The organism is Mucilaginibacter humi (assembly GCF_013087555.1).
Genome location: NZ_JABFCR010000015.1, coordinates 1 through 19685, shown reverse-complemented (window position 1 = coordinate 19685; position 19685 = coordinate 1). Strand labels below are relative to the sequence as shown.

31 protein-coding genes and 1 pseudogene are annotated in these 19685 nt (G+C 43.2%); 17 read left to right on the top strand and 15 right to left on the bottom strand.

Translation table 11 applies throughout. The annotated features are described in order from the left end of the window. Positions 1–29: 29 nt before the first annotated feature. Positions 30–416, top strand: a complete 387-nt coding sequence (locus tag HK413_RS04660) for a hypothetical protein (protein WP_175269316.1) — start codon at positions 30–32, stop codon at positions 414–416. 256 nt (positions 417–672) lie between these two features. Here HK413_RS04660 and HK413_RS04655 read toward each other — a convergent pair. From HK413_RS04655 to HK413_RS04645, 3 genes and pseudogenes are all read right to left on the bottom strand, one after another. Beyond that, positions 673–1296, bottom strand: a pseudogene (locus HK413_RS04655) (carboxyl transferase domain-containing protein); the annotation flags it as partial. A 50-nt stretch (positions 1297–1346) separates the two neighbouring features. Further along, complete coding sequence (locus HK413_RS04650; protein ID WP_175269315.1) at positions 1347–1679, bottom strand: hypothetical protein; 333 nt, start codon at positions 1677–1679, stop codon at positions 1347–1349. Next, positions 1676–1846: a hypothetical protein gene (locus HK413_RS04645; RefSeq protein WP_175269314.1), complete on the bottom strand. Its 171-nt coding sequence runs from the start codon at positions 1844–1846 to the stop codon at positions 1676–1678. Before HK413_RS04645 ends, HK413_RS04650 begins: the two co-directional genes overlap by 4 nt. 341 nt (positions 1847–2187) lie before the next feature. Between HK413_RS04645 and HK413_RS14870 the strand changes: the two genes are divergently transcribed. The 10 genes from HK413_RS14870 to HK413_RS04605 all read left to right on the top strand — a co-directional run bounded on the left by HK413_RS14870 (position 2188) and on the right by HK413_RS04605 (position 8707). Continuing rightward, the gene (locus HK413_RS14870) at positions 2188–2439 is read left to right on the top strand and encodes a DNA alkylation repair protein (protein WP_217452077.1); all 252 of its coding nucleotides are present in this window, start codon (positions 2188–2190) and stop codon (positions 2437–2439) included. Next, positions 2393–2776 (top strand): DNA alkylation repair protein, encoded by a 384-nt coding sequence (locus tag HK413_RS14865; RefSeq protein ID WP_217452076.1) that lies wholly within the window; start codon positions 2393–2395, stop codon positions 2774–2776. The genes HK413_RS14870 and HK413_RS14865 overlap by 47 nt, the downstream gene beginning before the upstream one ends. Positions 2777–2969: 193 nt before the next feature. After that, positions 2970–4451 (top strand): glycine--tRNA ligase, encoded by a 1482-nt coding sequence (locus tag HK413_RS04635; protein ID WP_175269313.1) that lies wholly within the window; start codon positions 2970–2972, stop codon positions 4449–4451. 204 nt (positions 4452–4655) lie between these two features. Continuing rightward, positions 4656–5759, top strand: coding sequence for a tetratricopeptide repeat protein (locus HK413_RS04630; RefSeq protein ID WP_217452075.1), 1104 nt, complete (start codon positions 4656–4658; stop codon positions 5757–5759). Between the two features lie 192 nt (positions 5760–5951). After that, positions 5952–6296, top strand: coding sequence for a histidine kinase (locus HK413_RS04625; RefSeq protein WP_217452074.1), 345 nt, complete (start codon positions 5952–5954; stop codon positions 6294–6296). Between the two features lie 32 nt (positions 6297–6328). Next, complete coding sequence (locus HK413_RS04620) at positions 6329–6772, top strand: sensor histidine kinase (protein ID WP_175269310.1); 444 nt, start codon at positions 6329–6331, stop codon at positions 6770–6772. 62 nt (positions 6773–6834) lie between these two features. Then, positions 6835–7566, top strand: a complete 732-nt coding sequence (locus HK413_RS04615) for an AI-2E family transporter (protein ID WP_217452073.1) — start codon at positions 6835–6837, stop codon at positions 7564–7566. After that, a complete protein-coding gene (locus HK413_RS19350; protein WP_217452072.1) occupies positions 7566–7856 on the top strand; it encodes an AI-2E family transporter in 291 nt (96 codons plus the stop codon). Before HK413_RS04615 ends, HK413_RS19350 begins: the two co-directional genes overlap by 1 nt. A gap of 237 nt (positions 7857–8093) precedes the next feature. Continuing rightward, positions 8094–8432, top strand: a complete 339-nt coding sequence (locus tag HK413_RS04610) for an MCP four helix bundle domain-containing protein (RefSeq protein WP_175269309.1) — start codon at positions 8094–8096, stop codon at positions 8430–8432. Next, the gene (locus HK413_RS04605; protein ID WP_175269308.1) at positions 8423–8707 is read left to right on the top strand and encodes a hypothetical protein; all 285 of its coding nucleotides are present in this window, start codon (positions 8423–8425) and stop codon (positions 8705–8707) included. The genes HK413_RS04610 and HK413_RS04605 overlap by 10 nt, the downstream gene beginning before the upstream one ends. Positions 8708–8793: 86 nt before the next feature. On the opposite strand, the gene HK413_RS14855 is transcribed toward HK413_RS04605, so the two are convergent. From HK413_RS14855 to HK413_RS16715, 8 genes are all read right to left on the bottom strand, one after another. Next, entirely contained in the window at positions 8794–9204 is a 411-nt protein-coding gene (locus tag HK413_RS14855) for a RagB/SusD family nutrient uptake outer membrane protein (RefSeq protein ID WP_317169290.1), read from the bottom strand. Positions 9205–9211: 7 nt separating this feature from the next. After that, on the bottom strand, positions 9212–9466 hold the full coding sequence (locus HK413_RS14850) for a hypothetical protein (protein ID WP_217452071.1): 255 nt from the start codon (positions 9464–9466) through the stop codon (positions 9212–9214). Further along, a complete protein-coding gene (locus HK413_RS14845) occupies positions 9441–9758 on the bottom strand; it encodes a hypothetical protein (RefSeq protein WP_217452070.1) in 318 nt (105 codons plus the stop codon). The genes HK413_RS14850 and HK413_RS14845 overlap by 26 nt, the downstream gene beginning before the upstream one ends. Continuing rightward, positions 9725–10399, bottom strand: coding sequence for a RagB/SusD family nutrient uptake outer membrane protein (locus tag HK413_RS14840; protein WP_217452069.1), 675 nt, complete (start codon positions 10397–10399; stop codon positions 9725–9727). Before HK413_RS14840 ends, HK413_RS14845 begins: the two co-directional genes overlap by 34 nt. A gap of 20 nt (positions 10400–10419) precedes the next feature. Beyond that, complete coding sequence (locus HK413_RS16735; RefSeq protein WP_246229771.1) at positions 10420–10779, bottom strand: hypothetical protein; 360 nt, start codon at positions 10777–10779, stop codon at positions 10420–10422. A gap of 14 nt (positions 10780–10793) precedes the next feature. After that, positions 10794–10982: a hypothetical protein gene (locus HK413_RS16730; protein WP_246229769.1), complete on the bottom strand. Its 189-nt coding sequence runs from the start codon at positions 10980–10982 to the stop codon at positions 10794–10796. Between the two features lie 1447 nt (positions 10983–12429). After that, on the bottom strand, positions 12430–13206 hold the full coding sequence (locus tag HK413_RS16720) for a TonB-dependent receptor plug domain-containing protein (RefSeq protein WP_246229767.1): 777 nt from the start codon (positions 13204–13206) through the stop codon (positions 12430–12432). Next, the gene (locus HK413_RS16715; protein WP_246229766.1) at positions 13172–13378 is read right to left on the bottom strand and encodes a carboxypeptidase-like regulatory domain-containing protein; all 207 of its coding nucleotides are present in this window, start codon (positions 13376–13378) and stop codon (positions 13172–13174) included. The genes HK413_RS16720 and HK413_RS16715 overlap by 35 nt, the downstream gene beginning before the upstream one ends. Positions 13379–14231: 853 nt before the next feature. Here HK413_RS16715 and HK413_RS04590 point away from each other — a divergent pair. From HK413_RS04590 to HK413_RS04580, 3 genes are all read left to right on the top strand, one after another. Continuing rightward, entirely contained in the window at positions 14232–14405 is a 174-nt protein-coding gene (locus HK413_RS04590) for a hypothetical protein (protein ID WP_175269307.1), read from the top strand. 511 nt (positions 14406–14916) lie between these two features. Beyond that, on the top strand, positions 14917–15273 hold the full coding sequence (locus HK413_RS04585; protein WP_217452068.1) for a type II secretion system GspH family protein: 357 nt from the start codon (positions 14917–14919) through the stop codon (positions 15271–15273). A 272-nt stretch (positions 15274–15545) separates the two neighbouring features. Then, positions 15546–15959: a hypothetical protein gene (locus HK413_RS04580; RefSeq protein ID WP_175269305.1), complete on the top strand. Its 414-nt coding sequence runs from the start codon at positions 15546–15548 to the stop codon at positions 15957–15959. Positions 15960–16304: 345 nt separating this feature from the next. Here the strand turns inward: HK413_RS04580 and HK413_RS04575 are convergent, their stop codons facing one another. The 4 genes from HK413_RS04575 to HK413_RS04565 form a co-directional block, all read right to left on the bottom strand. Further along, on the bottom strand, positions 16305–16634 hold the full coding sequence (locus tag HK413_RS04575; protein ID WP_246229764.1) for an OsmC family peroxiredoxin: 330 nt from the start codon (positions 16632–16634) through the stop codon (positions 16305–16307). Positions 16635–16758: 124 nt separating this feature from the next. Next, the gene (locus tag HK413_RS20735) at positions 16759–16983 is read right to left on the bottom strand and encodes an oxidoreductase (RefSeq protein WP_317169289.1); all 225 of its coding nucleotides are present in this window, start codon (positions 16981–16983) and stop codon (positions 16759–16761) included. Next, positions 16932–17861 (bottom strand): NADH:flavin oxidoreductase/NADH oxidase, encoded by a 930-nt coding sequence (locus HK413_RS04570; protein ID WP_262886788.1) that lies wholly within the window; start codon positions 17859–17861, stop codon positions 16932–16934. The genes HK413_RS20735 and HK413_RS04570 overlap by 52 nt, the downstream gene beginning before the upstream one ends. 54 nt (positions 17862–17915) lie before the next feature. After that, positions 17916–18179: a hypothetical protein gene (locus HK413_RS04565; RefSeq protein ID WP_317169288.1), complete on the bottom strand. Its 264-nt coding sequence runs from the start codon at positions 18177–18179 to the stop codon at positions 17916–17918. Positions 18180–18431: 252 nt separating this feature from the next. Between HK413_RS04565 and HK413_RS04560 the strand changes: the two genes are divergently transcribed. The 3 genes from HK413_RS04560 to HK413_RS04550 all read left to right on the top strand — a co-directional run bounded on the left by HK413_RS04560 (position 18432) and on the right by HK413_RS04550 (position 19647). Further along, complete coding sequence (locus tag HK413_RS04560; protein ID WP_175269304.1) at positions 18432–18770, top strand: single-stranded DNA-binding protein; 339 nt, start codon at positions 18432–18434, stop codon at positions 18768–18770. Between the two features lie 68 nt (positions 18771–18838). Beyond that, complete coding sequence (locus tag HK413_RS04555) at positions 18839–19114, top strand: hypothetical protein (RefSeq protein ID WP_175269303.1); 276 nt, start codon at positions 18839–18841, stop codon at positions 19112–19114. A gap of 104 nt (positions 19115–19218) precedes the next feature. Continuing rightward, on the top strand, positions 19219–19647 hold the full coding sequence (locus tag HK413_RS04550) for a hypothetical protein (RefSeq protein WP_175269257.1): 429 nt from the start codon (positions 19219–19221) through the stop codon (positions 19645–19647). The last annotated feature ends 38 nt before the right edge of the window (positions 19648–19685 follow it).

Sequence of the window (19685 nt, the reverse complement as noted above, 5' to 3'; positions counted from 1 at the left end):
ACTTTACCGTTACCGTGCCATCTGAAAGTATGATAGGCTTAGGGAAATACATGTATAACGAGGGCTTTACTTATCATTTATTACCATTAAAACCTGATACCGCCGCCCAGCCACTGGAAAGCACCAATAGCATGGTGATGTATAATAATATGATGAATAAGTTTAAATATGGCAACATGAAAACGGCCAGTTACCTCGACCATGAATCTTTAACCATGTTTTACCCGTTAATTAGCCGCTTATACACTAACCTCGCCGAGAACCTGTATAAAGAAGGCCACGCCGACCTGGCTAAAAACGCGTTACGTAAATACAATGAAGTAATGCCGGATATCATCCCCGCGCAGGAAGTTGCGGAATCAAGTCAGCCCGATCGCTTCCGCCCGCAAGGCCATACTCCCGGCCCGGCGTGCTGACAGGCCTTTACGCTTTTTTTTCTAATACTCATTAATAAGAAGATGTTGTTTCTGTCCTAAAACTGTCGTACGGGCAGCTTCGGGCGAAATCAGGTAAAACAAGGTGGGCTGTGCGGCTGCAAAGGCATTGGTAATTTTGACTGAAGCGAGGGTTTTGTGCGACAACAGGAGGCAAAAGGACCGGGCCTTAGGTTTTACCTGATTTGCAGCGCATAAGGCCATGTGCGGCAGAGAAGCCTCCTATCCAGCATCAATACCCAATCGCCAACGCACCGCCCGATGCGCCTTCGCCAATAACCACGCAAATAACCGGAACTTTTAACACGGCCATTTCCAGCAAATTACGGGCGATAGCCTCGCCTTGTCCGCGCTCTTCGGCCTCAAGGCCGGGGAACGCTCCGGGAGTATCAATCAGGGTAACTACCGGTTTGCCAAATTTTTCAGCCAGCTTCATCAATCTTAAAGCCTTGCGGTAACCTTCGGGGTTAGCCATACCAAAATTACGGTACTGGCGCTCCTTGGTGTTACGGCCCTTTTGGTGGCCGATGAACATTACAGTTTCGCCGTTTAAGGTACCAAAGCCGCCTATTATCGCTTTATCGTCGCCAACGGTACGGTCGCCATGCAGTTCTATAAAATCATCGCACATCAACTCTAAATATTGTAAAGTATAGGGTCTTTCAGGATGACGGGAGATCTGTACTTTTTGCCAACCGGTAAGGTTGCCATATATTTCTTTCTTTGCTGCTTCTAATTTATTGTCCAGCTCGGTTAATGTTGCAGACATGTCTAACTTGTTCTTGTCTTCAACCTGCTTCACTTTTTCAATTTGGTGAAGCAACTCGGCCAGTGGTTTTTCAAAATCGAAACTAATCTTCATATCCTAACTAAATGAGGGCGCTAAATTAAATAAATCAAACGGCATATTCATCAATTACGTTTTTGCAGGCTTTCATACTTTTTTAACTGCTGTTGCGACAGTAGCTTTTGGGTTGATAAACAGGCCTGTAATAAGGCATTTCGCAGTTCGCCCCGGTAAGAGCCATACCCGGTAGCATAAAAAATAAGGTTACCATCCTGCACTTTATTGTACCTGAACATACTGTCAAGCATCTTTTCTGTATCAATAATAGAGCCACCAATCTGCAACCGGCGGCGGCGAAGGTAAGCGCTGGCCTCAGTAATTTTTTTGATCTGGATAGGGCTCAGGTCAATTTCATTGCGCCATTTTAATACTTTGTCCGGCAGCGGGTAGTGGTTCATTTCGGCCACGCGCGCCAGTCCTCACCTGCTTCGCCTTTTAAATAGGCCTGGTATTGCGCAGAAGTTAATGTTCTGGCAGGCGATCTTTTGCCGGTAGTATCGGTAAATTCTTGTGCATATCCGGTTACAAACAGCAACATCAAGAGCGAAGTAAAGCGTAATTTCATCAGCAATAATTTATGAGTTTCTTATAATGTTTAAACAATTATTATTTTTATTAATGAATTGATTATTAGATAGTTGACAGGTAAAATTTGTTTCATTTTGTTTCACCAGTTTTTATAATCAATTTACTGTCAATCTGTTAAGCCTAAATCTTGTTTCACTTGTTTCATCTGTTTCATCACATCGTGAAACAAAACACTTAGTACTGCTGGCTATTAAACACCATTAATGCCGCAAAGTTCATGTAATTTCATAATTTTCACTTATCCAACTCACCAGTCATGACCGTTACCGAAGTAATTGATCACCTTAAACAGAAAGCCGATGCCAGTACCACGCCGGTATGGCCCGCTTTGGTATTGCTAATGAAAAAGCATTGGGCGTTAAAATTCCAGAAGTGAGGGCATTATCAAAACTGATAAAAAAGGACCACGAGCTGGCCCAACAACTGTGGGATACCGGCATCCACGAGGCCCGCATACTGGCAACCCTGATAGCCGACCCAAAGCTAACCAACCCCAAACTAATTGATAACTGGACCAAAGATTTTGCCTCCTCGGGATGTATGCGACCAGGCCTGCGGCAATCTATTTGACCGCACGCCTTATGCTATTGACAAAGCACTGGAGTTTAGCAAACGTGAAGAAGAATTTATAAAACGCGCCGGCTTTGTGCTAATGGCTGAGCTTGCAGTGCATGATAAAAAGGCTGACGACCTGGTGTTTATCCGGTTCTTCCCCATCATAGAGCGCGAAGCCTGGGACGATCGTAACTTTGTGAAGAAAGCCGTTAACTGGGCGCTAAGGCAAATTGGTAAGCGCAACGGTACATTAAGGCCGCTGGCTATTCAATGTGCCGAGCGGATACAGCAGCAGGATAGCAAGGCTGCTAAGTGGATTGCGGGCGATGCTTTGCGGGAATTGAGGAAGTAAACCCCGCGTTAGGGATGGCAATGGATACCGGCCAGGCGCCTAAGGCCTGCAGGCGTATGAATGGACAGCCCGGGCCGAAGGCAACGCTATTATTATTATCAAACACATCCTAATTTATCTCCATTTACCATCAAACACTTTTAAGTATTAATTCCCCCATCCAAGATCAAAAAAATATATCTTTGCCCCTATTATGAGCAAGAATACCGACGAACTGTTTAAAAACGTTATAGCACACGCCAAGGAGTATGGCTTTGTTTTCCCGAGTAGTGAGATTTATGACGGCCTTAGTGCCGTTTACGATTACGGCCAGTTTGGCGCCGAATTGAAAAACAACATCAAAACCTACTGGTGGAAAAGCATGGTGCAAATGCACGATAATATTGTAGGGATCGATTCGGCTATATTTATGCACCCAAAGATCTGGAAAGCCAGCGGCCACGTTGATGGCTTCAGCGACCCGATGATAGATAATAAAGATTCGAATAAACGCTATCGCGCCGATCAGTTACTGGAAGACCGCATAGCCAAACTTGACGAAGAAGGAAAAACCAGCGAAGCCGAAGAGCTACAGGTGGAAATGGACAACGCGCTTAAAGCCGAAAACCTGCCCCGCCTGCGCGAACTTATCATCGAACAAAATATAAAATGCCCTATCAGCGGTACCACCAACTGGACAGAAGTGCGACAGTTTAACCTGATGTTTAGCACCCGTGTGGGCGCTATAGCCGATGAATCTGACACGATATATCTTCGCCCGGAAACTGCCCAGGGCATCTTTGTAAACTATTTAAACGTTCAAAAATCGGGCAGGATGAAAATTCCGTTTGGTATTGCGCAGATAGGTAAAGCTTTCCGTAACGAGGTTATTGCAAGGCAGTTCATTATCCGTATGCGCGAATTTGAGCAAATGGAGATGCAATACTTTGTACGCCCCGGCACACAGGCCCAATGGTTTGACAAATGGAAAGAAACCCGCCTTAAATGGCACCCGGCTTTAGGCACCGACGCGGCTAAATACCGCTACCATGAACATACCAAGCTGGCGCATTATGCCGATGCTGCCTATGATATCGAATTTGAGTTCCCGTTTGGGTTTAAAGAGGTGGAAGGCATCCACAGCCGTACCGATTTTGATTTGAGCCAGCACCAGCAGTTCTCGGGCAAGAAGATGCAATACTTCGACCCTGAGATTGACCCGGCTACCGAAAAACCTTATGGAAACTATATCCCCTACGTAATTGAGACATCAATTGGGTTGGACCGCATGTTCCTGCTAACCATGATCAACGCTTACCGGGAAGAAGACCTGAGCACAGATGAAAAACAAGACAGCCGCACCGTATTGCGCCTGCACCCTTGCCTTGCACCGGTTAAAGCGGCTGTATTCCCGTTAATTAAAAAAGACGGCCTGCCCGAAAAGGCCCGCGAAATAATGGACAGCCTTAAGCTGGACTTTAACCTGCAATACGAGGAGAAAGACGCCATAGGCAAACGCTACCGCCGCCAGGATGCTATCGGGACACCGTTCTGTATCACGGTTGATCATCAGACTTTAGAAGATAACACCGTTACCATCCGCCATCGCGACAGCATGAAACAAGAACGTGTTGCCGCCGACCAGTTAGATAAAATTATTGGCGATTTAGTAAGCTGGAAGAATTTGTTGAAGTAATTAACCTGATGCAGTCATAAGTCATGATCGGATAACAACTTATTAAAAGCCCGCTGAAAATATTAGCGGGCTTTTTTGATATTTATTATTGTCGATATTTTTTAAATAATAAGTTATACTTTTATTTTTAATTAATTGTCGATCAGTTCTATATTGAAACCTTATTTCGCTATACTTATTATTTTTAATCTGGCTGTGTTAAATGTGTTTGCAAAACAGCAAGACAGGTCAACTGATAGCCTTAAGAGGTTAGTTACAGCTTCTTTAAAAAGTTCGGCTAAACCTGATACGCTCATCATCAGCTGGCTTGATAAACTCGCAGAAAAATATTTTGAATCAATTCCGGATAGCACTACCTACTATGGCAATCTACAGGTAAAACTATCAAAACAGATCAACTTTAAAAAAGGCGTCGCGGATGGGCTGGCCCATATTGCTGATGTAAACACCTTTAGGGGAGATTATGAAATAGCTACCAGAAATTATACAACCGCATTAAATTTATACGAAGAAATAGGGTATGCTCATGGTATCTGCATAGGCTACCGGGGGTTAGGTTACATACAGGATTATCTGGGTAATTATGATACCGCACTTACACTTTACAATAAAGCGCTGCGTTGGTGTTCAAAAACAGCTGACGAAAGCGATCAGGCTGAATGTTATAACCTGATGGGTATTACTTACAATAACAAAGGAGAGTTTTCAAAATCGCTGGACTGCTACTTTAAAGCCTTGTTTTTTTATACTAAACATAATAACCATCTATCCGCGGCTAATGTATATAGCAATATCGGTTTAATTATGCATCAACTCGAAATGTATCCAAAAGCTATATCTTATTTTAACAAAGCACTTAGCGTTTGGGAGCGATTACATGACCAGCAGGGAATTAGTACCGGGTGCCAAAATATAGGTGAAACACTAATTGCACAACAACGCTATAGCGAGGCCATTAAATTTTTAAGGCGGGCATCAGTAATATTCCATCGTCTTGACGACACTGATGGCAAAAGTTTGGTTTATTATGATCTGGGGCTTTATCATTATTATACCAAAAATCTCGACTCTGCACTTTATTACCTTAACCTTTCTTTAAGTACATCAGCCAACAATAAGATCTTATTTAACAGGGCCAATGCTAATATCGGTTTCGCATTAGTTTATAACTTAGAGAAGAAATACCAGCAAGCTTACAACCACGCAATACAGGCCCAAAACATAGGTGCTAAGCTAAACAGCCTGTCTATTAAAACCAATGCAGCTTTAGCGCTTAGCAAGGCCCCTGCGGGGTCTAAAACGTTTTGAAGAGGCCTACCATCAGTATGAATTGTATTCGACTTTAAAAAGCGATCTGAAACACAACGAAAGTGTAAATAAAATAATGTTTTATAACCGGAGCTCGACTTCGCCAAAAAACGAAGAGACCTCGCAGCCAAACAACGTCAGAAAGAAAAAGTTTACCAACAAAAAATAGCCAAACAAAACACTGAGAATCAGGTGTCGGCAGCCGTTATTCTTATATTGGCCATAATAGCGTTGGTTTATTATGTCGCAAAAAGCAAACAGCAAAAAATTAATGCCTTATTGGCCGCCCAGCAAGCCGACCTTAACACCCGTGCCGCTAAACTAAACGAACTAAACATACTAAAGGACCGCCTGATAGGTGTGCTTGCACACGACCTGCGGGCGCCTATAAGTACGCTAAGAGGGTTATTTAACCTGATGATTGATACCAGCATCAGCACCGAGGAATTTATAGCCATGACGCCTAAGGTATTTAATACACTGGAGCACACCTCTGATTTTTTGGATACCCTGCTGTTCTGGATAAACAGCCAGTAGACCTGGCCGAGGACCGCACAACCAATTTTGGATTGATTGATATTCTGAACCGCGAGTTATTGCACATGGAAGATAAGCTCAAGCAAAAAAACATTACCACTAAAATAAACGTAGCCATTAATGCCGTGGCACACGCCGATCCAAATTCGGTGCGGATTGTGGTGCATAACTTTTTAACCAATGCCATTAAATTCTCAAACCGCAACGGTCTTATCGAGATCTCGGCCTGGTTGGAGGACGATGAGAGCGTGTCATTTTGCTTAAAGGACAACGGCGTGGGTATGCGTCCTGAATATTTAAGCACCCTGTTTAAAAGCCAGGTAACCAGCGCTACCGGCACCGAAAACGAAAGCGGCACCGGCATGGGCCTGCTGTTTTGCAAGGACCTGATAGAAAAACAAAAAGGAAAGATCTGGGCCAAAAGCGCCCTCGGCCGTGGTACCGAACTTTGCTTTATGCTGCCTGCCGGCCATTAAAGCCCGGCTTAACTTAAAACAATTATAGCCATTATGCTATTTGTTTGTTAAACTTATATATCATGGCTGCTAAAGAATATCCCTTCTATTTAAAAACCACCGTAATACTATTTGGGCTGGTTTTGCTGGTTTACGTATTTGCACAGTTAGAAGATATATTGGTGCCTCTGGCTTTCGCGGCGTTTTTGTCGGTATTGCTTAATCCGCTGGCCAACCGGTTCGAGCACTATGGAATCCCCAAAATTTACGCTATTTGTTTGGCAATGCTGATAGCCTTTGTAGTGGTGGCGGCGGTATTTTATTTCCTGTCCACCCAGATCATCCAGTTTGGCGACTCACTGCCTATGCTCAAACAAAAATTTGCCGAGATGTCTGTCGACCTTAAAAAGTGGATAGCCGCTACTTTTGGCCTGGCCGTAAAAAAGCAGGACCAAATGATAAAAGATGCACTGGGTAGCAGCCAGGCCATGGTTGGCCAAACTGTGGGCTCGCTGTTTGGTACCTTGGGTGTCATACTATTGCTGCCGGTATATATATTTTTAATGATGTTGTATAAAACACTTATTCTTAATTTTTTATACGAAGTATTCGCAGAAGAAAATCTAAAAAAGGTGAGCGAAGTTTTAAAAGAAACCAAAACCGCCATACAAAGCTATATCGTAGGGTTGCTGATCGAAATGATGATCGTAGCCGCCATGAACTCAGCAGCGCTATTATTGTTAGGTATAAAATACGGGGTGTTAATAGGCTGTATAGGCGCCATACTAAACTTAATACCCTACCGGGCGGTATAGTGGCTATAGCATTGCCGGTGCTAATGGCAACTGTAACCAAGGACGGCTACAGCACCCAACTGCTGGTAATATTAGCCTATGCGGTTATCCAGTTTATTGATAATAATATCCCGGTGCCGCGCATCGTATCATCCAAGGTACAAATCAATGCGCTGGTGTCCATCGTGGTGGTATTGCTGGGTAATGCACTATGGGGCGTAGCGGGCATGTTTTTATCTATCCCCTTTATAGCGGTACTTAAAATCATCTTCGACCGTATTGACGACCTTAAACCCCGGGCAAAATATTAGGCGACAACATCCCCACCAAACACATGGGACAGCTATGGAGCAGGCGCCGCAAAGAAGCGGTGGGCGTGAAATAGCTTAACAAACCTTGATTTGTGGTTGGTACCATTTTGGCATGGCTGCTGGTGTAATTAAGCCGCCGGGGAAGGCAAACAAATCAGCGCGCCAATATTAGGGGCTGATCAATAAATAGATCACTTGCTATTTAATTGGTATCTTTATATAAAAATCTGATTTATTATGAAGTGGGCATTTTCTGTAAAAAACAAAGTTAAAGCGGCGTGTATATTTTCAATTTTAACTGTATTGTTGTTGTTGGCCAATGTAGTTAGCCAAAACCATGTGGCGACATTGGATAAAACGCTGACATCGCTAAGAAACGACAGGCTATTGCCTGCGGCTTTTGCTCACGAAATGAACAATTTGCTTTATGAGAATAAACTCATGATGGCTAAAAATAGTAGTCCGGCAAGTATAAAAACTAATCTTACCGCTATTGAAACTTTGGCAAAGAAATATGAGGCTACTCATTTAACCCCGAAGAAGCCGCCCAATGGGCCGTTTTTAGGTTGCAACTGAAGAGCTTTTCGTTATTAACTAACGGCCAGGGGCAAATAGCATTAAGCGAGGTTTACTTTACACAGCTACAGCAATCTTTAAACCAGCTGATAAATATCCAGGTTGCCGAAAGCAGCCGGCTAATGGAAACCGGGAAAAGTGTTGTAAGTAATAATGTGTTGTTATCGAATTTTATTACCGGCCTTTGCCCGGTATTTGGTTTAATTACCATGATTTTATTAAACACCAATTATCACACTTTGCACAAGCCCGAACAACGGCACTCGTTGAATTAAGACTACTGTGTATATAAAGATCGATAAGACATAAACAAAAACAGCCCCGAATATCCGGGGCTGTTTTGTTGGGGCTCTTTTTTATTTTAATTTTTGGGATATCCCGGGTTTTGCTGCAGGGCTGTATTTGTTTTCAGCTCTGTTGATGGGATCGGGTAAAGTCTCCTTGTTACATCTTTATTCATCGTCAGCACATCGTTTGGCAACGGATACTCAACTTCAAACTGGCCAAACCTTATCAGGTCATTACGGCGCCAGCCCTCCCATGATAGTTCGCGGGCGCGCTCGTCTAACAACACATCCAGATCAACGGTACCTGCTGCCTGCGCACCTGCGCGGCCACGTAATTTGTTAACCAGTATTAAAGGTGTTTCTAATACGCCGTTAACGGTAGTTGGCGCAGCGCCGCGCAAAATGGCCTCAGCTTTCATTAAATAAATATCAGCTAACCTAAATACCGGCATGTCGTTCCCGTTTAAACGGGTAGCTGTGGTAATAGTAGGATCAGGATAAAATTTTATAGAACGTATGCCGGTTGCCCTGGCTTGCCTGTGTATTACCTAAATCCATAGGTTTTGGCGGTACCAATGTTAAAGTAGCGGTAATAACAATTTGGTTGGTAGTGCCTGGGTAATAAGCTGGTTGCGCAGTAAAACCACCTGCACCATCCGGTACATACTGCGGGCCAACCAACCAGGTTTTGGTACGGAAGTCGTTAGGTATGTTAAAGCGGTTATAAAATTCGGGGGTAGTACTCATGGCTATACTCAGGTTTGGGGCGGCAAGGCCGTAGGCCGTAAAGCGCCGGGTAAAAACCAAAGCGGGTAAACTGGTTAGTACCAATTTGCTGATCGTAAGGAACGGCAAATATGGTCTCGTTTATCTGCGGGCCGTTGTTTGGTAAAAATATATCGCGGTATTTGCCATCTAAGCTGTAGTTGGTATTTTTAGATACGCTGTCACACATTGCAACAACTTCGTTTCCACGGTCTGCGCCACCGGTATAAACATTATTATTTAAATACAGCTTTGCCAATAATGCGAATGCCATTTCCCGGTAGGGCGGCCATATTGCAGCGTATTGGCTGCCGCGTTGCTTGATTTCCGGGGCAGGATAGGATAAATTGCTTTCAATTCGCTTTCAATAAAGGCAGCTACTTTTGCACGTTGCTCGGTAGCCGGCAGGCCGTTTACCGGGAAGGAGGTAATGATAGGCACATTACCATACAGGTCCATCATAAAGAAATAATACAATGCGCGCATGGCCCTTATCTCGGCCGAATAAGACGCTTTAACAGACTCTGGCGACGGGCCTCCGTTAACAAGTGTTAACAAACGGTTACAGGTATTGATACCGCTAAAGCCCCATTGCCAAACGCCTATAACGTTAGGGTGATCAAACGTCCGTGTGTGGTAATGCAGCTGGCGGTATTGGCCGCCGTCATCATAGTTACCATCACGCGCCGGCAAAATGGCCTCGTCGGTTGATAACTCCTGCATGCGCCAGTAAGGCACAGCGTAGTTTGAAGAAAGGTTGGCATACATGGTACCCAGTAAAGCCGTATAATCAGCCGTGGTTTTTGGGAAGTTAGCTTGTACATACTGCGATTCTACAGGCACATCTAACTTGGTGCATGAGCCTATAGTGGCTAAAGCTGCACATCCCGCTAAAAATGAATATATCTTTTTCATGTTCTTATGTTTCGATTAAATTAGAATGAAGCGTTAATGCCAAATAAAAATGTACGTGTTTTTGGATAAAAGTTATTGTTATCAATACCCGGCGTTAAACCGCCTATGTTAACTTCAGGGTCAACACCGCGGTACTTGGTTATCACAAATAAGTTATCGCCTGTTACGTACAACCTGATTGCTTTAAAAGCACCCGACTGGGTTTTAATATTATAACCCAATGTAGCGTTATCCATACGCAGGTATGAGCCGCTCTCCAGAAAACGATCAGATATCAAATAACCATTCACATCTGTAAATGCCTCATTTAAAGTAAACTGAGGGATATTTTGTAGTTTAGAATCCGTAGGGTTATTTAAGTTAGCCGGGGTTGCGTTCAATATTTTGTTGCCTGTTACCGCACGCACCAGAAATTCAAATCGAAGTTTTTATAACTAAAGGTGTTGCTCCAGCCATATATCATTTTTGGCTGCGCACTGCCTGCGACGCGCTGATCTGTTGTTAAAGGCTGTGTAGCAATAGTAGCACCCGCAGCGTTTTGGTAAGTACTTACACCTGTAGCATTTTTACCCGGTAGTGCCATAAGTAAAACGTACCAATAGGCTGGCCCGGCTGTACAATCTGGCTGTAGTTGCCCGACTGCCCCTTGCCGCCCAGTTGCGCGGTATAAAATGCCGGCAGGTTATAAATATCTTTCGATAAGCTCTCAACCACGTTGGTGTTATGCGATACGTTGAAAGAGGTTTTCCAGTTAAAACTGCCTGATCTTACCGCAACCGCAGTTAAACTTAACTCGACACCTGAGTTTTTGATATTACCCGCGTTTGCCGTAATGGTTGGCAGGAAGTACTGGGTTAATGATACCGGGTACTGTGAGTAGATCAGGTTGCTGGTACGTTTGTCGTAATAATCAAATGAACCGGTTAAGCGGTTTTGGAACAAGCCAAAATCTAAACCAATGTTAAGCGTTCCGGTACTTTCCCAACGCAAATCGGGGTTAGGGTTTTGTACCGGGCCAATAGCGTTAATAACGTTGCCGTTATATAAAAATTTACTGTTGGCGCTGCCATAAATCAATAAAGGCGTAAACGGACTAAAACCAAGGCTGTTACCAGATACACCATAACCTACCCTTAACTTCAGATCGCTGATAACAGGTACTTTTTGCATAAAGTCTTCGCCGGTAATTCTCCAGCCCGCAGATACCGCCGGGAACAAACCATGGCGCGTATTTAAACCAAAGCCCGACGAACCATCATCCCGTAAGGAAGCCTGCAGTAAATATTTATCGTCAAACTGGTACTGCGCACGGCCGTAAAAAGATATCAGCCTTAAGGTTGATATAGGCGTGGTAGAATCAAACACGATTTGCGATAACTGGCTCGGGTTTGAAAGCGACAGGCTGTTATACATTAACTCGTCGTTTGAGAATCCTTGCGTTTGCACACCAAAACCATCATTGGTACGGTTTTGCTGATAAGAATATCCCGCTAATAGTTTTAACGAGTGCTTACCGAAGTTTTTATCGTAGTTGAAGTAAGATTCGAAGATATTATTAGTGTTTAAATACGACTGGCGCTTGGCAACACCATTTAACCCTATAGCCAGACCCGACATGCTGTTCTGGTAGCTATTCCAGTTATTCTGGTCGCGTTGTATCGATCCGCTGAAAGTAAACCGCAGCCCGTCAATGATATCTAACTGGGCAATACCGTTTATCAGCGTTTTATTATCATTGGTTTTAATGGTATTGTTATTTAATAATGATAGCGGGTTTAAAGTACCGCTGCCGGTACGCTGGTAGTTTTCTTTATAGCTGCCATCAGGGTTGTATGGGCTAACCGTTGGCAGGTAAAACAACATGCCCGGCAATACGTTGGCCTGGTAAATATCGTTCACGTCCGAGTTGGTGTTGGTAATATTTAATCCCAATTTCAACCTGTCATTAAAAAACCTTTGGTTAATGTAGCCCCTGTAAATGGTGCGTTGTAATGAGGTACGTTTAAGCACACCATCATTTTTAAAGTAGTTTACGCTTGCGCCATAATCAGAGTTTTTGCCGGCACCGCCATAGCTGATATTATGGTTTTGCGAGTAGCCGGTACGCTCCACCAAACTTTGCCAGTCGGTGTTTGATCCATCATCATCTTTCGGGTTTGCCAAGGCAGGCACCTTGTTATCCGCCGGTACTGGCGCAGTTGGTCGCCGGTTAACATTTTTATTTTTTTAGATACACTTTGTATCCCCGCATAACCACTGTATGATAAACGCGTCTGGCCACTTTTGGCTTTTTTGGTGGTAACAATAATTACCCCGTTAGCAGCCCGCGACCCATATATGGCGGTCGACGCCGCATCCTTTAACACATCAATGCTTTCAATATCAGCCGGAGCCAATACATCAATAGCAGCGCCCGGTACACCGTCAATTACATAAAACGGCTCCTGCGCCCCACCATCCGTACGGAAGGTTGACGGCCCCCTTAAAATTACCGTAGGCGCTTTGTTAGGGTCATCGCTTTTGGTAATGTTAAGGCCCGCTATTTTACCCTGTAACAAGTCGGCCGGAGTGGTGGTTACACCCATATTAAACTCTTCGGCCTTTAAAGTGGCTATAGCGCCCGTTACATCTTTTTTGCTTGATGTACCATAACCAATTACTACCACGTCTTTAAGTTGTTTAGCATCGGGCACCAAGGTAACATTCAGGGTGTTACTGGTGGCTGGCAGGTCCTGTGTCAGGTAGCCCACAAAACTAAAACGTAACGTTACGTTACCGTTTACTTTGGCTGTAGTTACCGTTAACATCCGTCATTACACCCGTGTTAGTGCCCGCAATTAATACCGACACGCCGGGCAGCGGTTGGTTCTTCTCGTCTTTTACATTACCGGTAATTGTCCGGCCCGGTTGCTGGGCAAGCGCAGCTACGCTTAACATCATACAGCAAACTATTAATAATCGCTGGTAAATTTGTCTCATAGTGGTCAAGTTTGGGATTTATTGTGAATTAGTAAACATATTTAAAATTTTAGGCAAAGCAAGGGTTATACTGTTATTACAAGGTCAAATTACTATTAGCTTTAAAAAATTTTTAGGTTAAACTAATGCTATGCAGTTACTACAAACAACACAGAGTTAATTTAAATTTAACATTGGTTTATATAGTTTTACCGGTAGTTCAGGGCTAAAACTTACCCGAATGTAACAACTTTGTTATTAACTTGTTTAATTTATTTACAAGCGAAATTCATTTTCTATCAAAATATCTGATTTATAGTTATTTGCGTTAGCGTTAGGCACAGGCCGGTATCCGCTCCCCAACTCGACACCGCAGCCACACCGTCATTGCGAACGATACACAAGTGTGGCGATCCCTGCACGATAGGTTAACGTGACAACCTGGCGCGCAGAGTTTATTGGTGTAGCCGCAGGCCACAGGCATAGTGGTAGGAAGTTACAAACTTCGGCAGCGGGTAAGCAATTTAGCTATTGGCCATCTCATTAAATCTGTTTAAATTTGATGAGATTGATGCTTTTGCTAATATTACCTAAACTGAAAAACAATTTATATATACCTCTTAATCATGCTAACCTGCATGGTTGTAGCTGTTTTTTTGAAAGCCAGTCGTTAGTTTGCGGATGTTTCGTAGCATCACTCTTGTTGTATTTAAAAGCATCAATTTTCATAAGAAGTGGTGCGCAAATATGTTACAGCCCTTCAGGTCGGTTGACAGTACAAAGCACTAAACAAAAAGTGAACGATTTATGAAGCTAAAGATTATATTAATTTTCATTGCATTTTTATATGGATGTAGTGTAAAGGGCCGGGTAAATGGTGCTGAAAAAAATTGAACTTTACCAAGATTTGGTTCGACAGCTGGGAGTTGACAGCCAAATCCCCATTTTTTATAAAACATCGGTTACAGTATTTAAAAGGCTCGATTTCAAGGACGCCAAGCTGCAATGGCTGGGTACTGAACAAATCCCGGCTTACGCGCGTTTTTGACCGGCGTCGACCTGCGGAAATTAAGGGAAGATAAACTCCCTGCACTAAAAGGCCATCCGCTTATCTCCGCGAAATACCAAAGTATCAATTCAAGGGAACAGCCTTTTTAGAATTGTCCCCGGTAGCTTATTCGACTGATAAAAGCCTGGCGATATGTACAGTTTACCATTGGAGCGGCCCGGAGGACTCCAGCGAAACCATTTATATTTTAAAAAAGCAGGCCTCGGTCTGGAAGATAGCCCGGTTTTTACTCGTGACTATTTCATAATCTCTTACAATAAAATAACAGGAGAGTGACTATAGTTATAATTCTATTTCAATTTATATAAACGGGCAAAAAAGAGGTTATTTAATTATTTATGTATTATAGAACACTATGAAAACTTTCTTAACCTGGTTACCAATTGATTGTTTAATTATGATAGGACTGGTTTGTTCTTACCTTGATTTTCTTTCGCCGTTTAGTATTTACTTAGCATTTGCTCTAACCATAATAGCTCTTTTTATAATAGTGTTTGGTTTAATAAAAAAAAACAGGCCGCTAACGTATGCAGCTATTGCCGTACCTGTTAGTTTGTTGATTGCTTTTGGGCTGTTACGCTTCCAGGAGAATAGCAGGTTAACTAATGCCAATAAAATTATTAATGCGGTAGAAGCATATAAAACTGTACATCAACATTATCCTGATTCATTAAGCCAGCTGGTACCGGGGCAATTAACAACAATTCCTAAAAACTACTTTGGTTTTATGTGGCGAAACTATGTTTATCACAAAACCGGAAATAACTTTGATTTGAAGGTAGAAACAGGTAAAAGCACGGGTATGGTTTGGTTAAGCAGCGAATATGACTGGGACAATTATGACTAAGGATTTAACGGCCCCGGCTGACGTCAGGGCCGTACAACTACCGCAAGTTTACTTTGTTTTGCCTTACTATAACGTAGAAGAAATTTGCTTTATACAAAAAATCAAGCCAAGGCTATTGCCGCCGATGCGCTTAATTTAGCTGAAGTTAATATGCGTAAAAATATAAAGAGCTTATCACACATGCGATTAATCATTATTATTATGGTATTTACCTTTAGTTCCTTTATTGAATATGCGGCGGCGCAGAAAAAAATATCGCTACAATAAACGGGTTGATTATCTATGATACAGATAGTCAGCCCATCCCCATGTATGTGGTCTTTATCCCCTGTGAGCGGAGTGACAAGCAACCACTCACAGATTTTGTAAAAAAGCAGCTAATAAAAGGCCCGAAAACTGGCTATATCGTATATTTTCAGGCGGTACGGTGGATACTTACCAACACTGAAGAGTTAGTAGAAAATTTGGAGAGTGTGCCACTGCTATATGGAATAAACCGGAAACCGGAGAAAGTTAGTTATGTGTCCATGATATTTGACCGGACTCATCTGGCAGAACAGGAAAAAGCGCCGATTGCAGCACCAATAATTGTGGACGTGATTGTGGATAATGCTACTTTTAAACTTCGTATTATAGATGATGACGGAGATCTGGGCGTTTTAAAGGCATTTGAAAAAAATGATTAATTCTGTGTTGGTCCGGTTTTGTAGTCGTGATAAGCTATATAACGTTTAATCCGTCCCTACCCTACCGATGATCGTGGGCGGGTTGCTTATAGTTTCAGGCGGGTTGATCATTACATTTGGAAACGGTGAGTAATACCTGCCGCCACGTCATATTTTCAAGGGGGATCACAATAAAAAAGCCACGGGTTATAAACCCATGGCTTTTGATATATCCCGTATAGGAGACGCAAAATATTGCGTCTCTACAAGCGCGGTTATTGGTAGCTCACATTCAGCGTAATAGGCACACTAAGTGCCTTGCTGATAATGCAGTTGGCTTTGGCGCCCTCGGCAATTTCTTTGAATTTAGCTTCGTCTACCCCGGCAATCGCGGTTCCCTTTAACTCTAAATGGATGCCGGTGATGGCAAGGGCCTGCATATCGAGGTCCGAGGATGGCGTCGGTAGTCAGGTCGCCCGGTGTAAAACCGGCCTGGCTTAAGGCCGCGCCAACCGCCATGGTAAAGCAGCCTGCGTGCGCGGCGGCAATCAGCTCTTCGGGGTTGGTGCCAATGCCATCGGCAAAGCGCGTTTTAAACGAGTATTGGGTATTGTTAAGTATGGTACTTTGGGTGGTGATCTCTCCCCGGCCTTCGGTTAAAGTACCGTTCCAGTGGGCGTGTGCGGTGCGTTTCATGGTGCTTATAGTTTAATGGTTATGTATTTGTAAAGATAGTAATTAGTGGTTAGAGATTATTGATTAGAGATTAGTTGAACATTATTGCAATTAACAGCCTAATTCTCTAATCACCAACTTCTAATCACTGCCATTTAGCCCGTTCGTACTGTACCGGCCATTTCACTTCATAACCAAGCTCGTGTGCTGCGCGCAGCGGGAAATGTGGGTCGCGCAATAGCTCGCGTGCGATGAATACCATGTCGGCCTGGCCGGATTGGATGATGTCGTCGGCTTGTTTGGCTTCGGTTATTAAACCTACCGCGCCGGTAAGGATGCCGGTTTTGCCAACGGCCCCGGCAAACTCCACCGGTAACCAGGTTTAAGCGGGATCTTGGCCAGCACATTACCGGCAGATGAACAATCCACCAGGTCGACACCCTTATCTTTCAAGATTGCAGCCGGGGCCACAGAGTCATCAATCGTCCAACCGCCCTCAGTCCAATCGGTTGATGAGATACGCACGAAGAGCGGCTTATCAGCCGGCCATACTTGCTGCACGCTTTCAACTACCTCTAAAAGCAAACGGATACGGTTATCGAATGATCCGCCATACTCATCGGTTCGTTGATTACTTAACGGCGAGTAGAACTCGTGTATTAAATAGCCATGCGCGGCGTGGATCTCGATCACATCGAAACCGGCGGCTAAGGTGCGGGCGGCAGCGGCTTTAAAGTCAGCCTTTACCTTTTCTATACCGGCTTTATCAAGTGCTAAAGGTGCTTCTTCCTTTGCATCAAAAGGGATGGCGCTCGGGGCTACGGCTTTCCAGCCGTTAGGTTGATTGGAAGGGATTTGCGCATTGCCGTTCCATGGCAACTCATGACTGGCTTTGCGGCCCGCATGGGCCAACTGTGTACCTGACAGCGCGCCTTGCGACTGAATGAACTCGTTGATCTCTTTTAGCTTGTCGATGTGTGCGTCTTTGTAGATTCCCGTGTCGCCGTAGCTTATGCGGCCCTCAGGCGATACGGCAATGGCTTCGGTTAATACCAGCGCTGCGCCGCCTACGGCACGGCTGCCTAAATGTACCAGGTGCCAGTTGGTGGCAAATCCGTCATCGCTGCTATACTCGCACATGGGCGATACAACGATACGGTTCCTGAATTCGGTGTTTTTTATTTTGAGCGGTGAGAATAAATTGGGCATGTTTATGTTTTTTGAAGCAAATATGGATAGTAGCGGCATTAGTAGTCTCACCGTTTTGTAAGATTAACGGCTTATGATAGTAAGATGATAAACCTACTCTATTTTCTCTTCGCGTTTAACCAGTAGTACTTCATCGCCTTCTAAGGGCAGGTAGCCGTATTCGTAACAGAAGTGATAGGTTTTGCCGTTATGGGTATCGTATTTGTTTGTCAGGTATTTAAAGTCGAACCCTTTCGCTGCCATTTTAGCTTTGGTAGTTTTGGTTTTGCCGCCGGGGTTAAGCTCCTCTAAAATGCGCCGGTTACGCTTTAATATATTATTGATATTGCGCACCAGGTTATAGCTATTGCTATTCAATTGGTTGTTATAATTGTTGCGGCACAAGTCATTACAAAACTTCTTGTCGGCGCGGCCGTGGATGGGGTTGCCGCAATCAAGGCATGTTTTTCGGTTTCCATAAAGCTAAGTTAATCAATATTATATCCGTTTGCAAACGTTTGCAAATGTATATTGTCGACTATAAACGCTTAACAACCGACTAATTTTCGGGTGTCACTGCACCTTTGTCCTGTCAATTAAAACACGTAGAACAAGTAAAATTTAGAAATCATGAACTCATTAAAAAACAGCGTACGCCTGGTAGGCAACTTAGGCATGGACCCGGAAATTAAAACGTTTGACACCAACAAGAAACTGGCTAAGCTATCGCTTGCTACCAGCGAGAGTTACAAAAACGACAAAGGCGAAAAGATTACCGACACGCAATGGCATAACTTAGTGCTGTGGGGCGCACAGGCTAAAATAGCCGAAGACGTCCTGAAAAAAGGTGACGAAATTGTAGTTGAAGGCCGAATAAACAATCGCAGCTATTTAGATAAAGACGGCAACAAAAAGTATACCTCAGAAATTGTGGTGAACGAGTTTTTAAAAGTAAGCAGCCGTAATTAAAGAAATATAATGATATAAAAACCTAAACCTTATCATTATTAAACCTAAACCTTATCACTATATTTGTTATGTATTTAGAGGCAAAAGAAACCGCCCGGCTATACCAGTTGTTATCTGATAAATTAGGTAATGACACTACCGAGGCCATGTTTAAATACATCGATAATAAAACAGAACGATCTGTGGAAAATACTATCCAGACATTAGCTACTAAAGATGATCTAACGTTAGTTCGTAAAGAAATTAATGAGACAAAAGTTGATGTAATTAAATGGATGTTTATTTTTTGGGCAGGCCAGTTTAGCGGCATAATAGCTATTATTATGTTGCTATTAAAAAAATAAACCTCGAATATCCGATAGTTTAACTGTTCTGTCCCTAAGCGGACGGACAATAAATATCACTAATCTATTTACACGAGTATCTAAACCATATTAAACTTTATCACATGAAAAAAATTTTATTCTTTGCTGCTATAGCAGTGATTGCAGGATGCAATAACAACCCATCATCGGTGAATACTTCAACCAACAAAAATGTACCAACCCAAAAATATGTGGTGACAACTCACAAAGACAAATTTAACGATGCTAAAAGCGCGTATGAAGACGTGCCGACGGTAGATACTTTATTGTCTGCTAATGATACTACCGCTTACCTTGATGCTGTTAAGAAGTGGTATGACTTAAAAATCGACGAAAGAAAGAATTTTAAATTTTCGGCAAAATCGTTTACAATAGTTGATAAAAACGGAGTAGACCTTACAGTGAAGTTACCGTTAAATATTGTAAATGGTATTAATAACCGTGTTAGGAGCTTGCCGGAAGTTAAAAAGTTAATAGACGATACAAATGCAGATAGCTTGGCAACACCTTAAGGTGTTGTTGCAGCTACCGGTAAAACTTTTCCGTTATA

Excerpts from the sequence above, each read along its gene's own strand:
- HK413_RS04560 (WP_175269304.1), top strand. The coding sequence starts at position 18,432 with ATGAACTCATTAAAAAACAGCGTACGCCTGGTAGGCAACTTAGGCATG.
- HK413_RS04645 (WP_175269314.1), bottom strand. The coding sequence starts at position 1,846 with ATGAAATTACGCTTTACTTCGCTCTTGATGTTGCTGTTTGTAACCGGA.
- HK413_RS16715 (WP_246229766.1), bottom strand. The coding sequence starts at position 13,378 with ATGAGACAAATTTACCAGCGATTATTAATAGTTTGCTGTATGATGTTA.
- HK413_RS16720 (WP_246229767.1), bottom strand. The coding sequence starts at position 13,206 with ATGTTAACGGTAACTACAGCCAAAGTAAACGGTAACGTAACGTTACGT.
- HK413_RS04555 (WP_175269303.1), top strand. The coding sequence starts at position 18,839 with ATGTATTTAGAGGCAAAAGAAACCGCCCGGCTATACCAGTTGTTATCT.
- HK413_RS04615 (WP_217452073.1), top strand. The coding sequence starts at position 6,835 with ATGGCTGCTAAAGAATATCCCTTCTATTTAAAAACCACCGTAATACTA.
- HK413_RS04660 (WP_175269316.1), top strand. The coding sequence starts at position 30 with ATGATAGGCTTAGGGAAATACATGTATAACGAGGGCTTTACTTATCAT.
- HK413_RS14840 (WP_217452069.1), bottom strand. The coding sequence starts at position 10,399 with ATGAAAAAGATATATTCATTTTTAGCGGGATGTGCAGCTTTAGCCACT.
- HK413_RS14845 (WP_217452070.1), bottom strand. The coding sequence starts at position 9,758 with ATGGCATTCGCATTATTGGCAAAGCTGTATTTAAATAATAATGTTTAT.
- HK413_RS16730 (WP_246229769.1), bottom strand. The coding sequence starts at position 10,982 with ATGGCACTACCGGGTAAAAATGCTACAGGTGTAAGTACTTACCAAAAC.
- HK413_RS14850 (WP_217452071.1), bottom strand. The coding sequence starts at position 9,466 with ATGAGTACTACCCCCGAATTTTATAACCGCTTTAACATACCTAACGAC.
- HK413_RS04575 (WP_246229764.1), bottom strand. The coding sequence starts at position 16,634 with ATGAAACGCACCGCACACGCCCACTGGAACGGTACTTTAACCGAAGGC.
- HK413_RS04590 (WP_175269307.1), top strand. The coding sequence starts at position 14,232 with ATGGTGCTGAAAAAAATTGAACTTTACCAAGATTTGGTTCGACAGCTG.
- HK413_RS04550 (WP_175269257.1), top strand. The coding sequence starts at position 19,219 with ATGAAAAAAATTTTATTCTTTGCTGCTATAGCAGTGATTGCAGGATGC.
- HK413_RS14870 (WP_217452077.1), top strand. The coding sequence starts at position 2,188 with ATGGCCCGCTTTGGTATTGCTAATGAAAAAGCATTGGGCGTTAAAATT.
- HK413_RS04610 (WP_175269309.1), top strand. The coding sequence starts at position 8,094 with ATGAAGTGGGCATTTTCTGTAAAAAACAAAGTTAAAGCGGCGTGTATA.
- HK413_RS04635 (WP_175269313.1), top strand. The coding sequence starts at position 2,970 with ATGAGCAAGAATACCGACGAACTGTTTAAAAACGTTATAGCACACGCC.
- HK413_RS04650 (WP_175269315.1), bottom strand. The coding sequence starts at position 1,679 with ATGAACCACTACCCGCTGCCGGACAAAGTATTAAAATGGCGCAATGAA.
- HK413_RS04570 (WP_262886788.1), bottom strand. The coding sequence starts at position 17,861 with ATGCCGCTACTATCCATATTTGCTTCAAAAAACATAAACATGCCCAAT.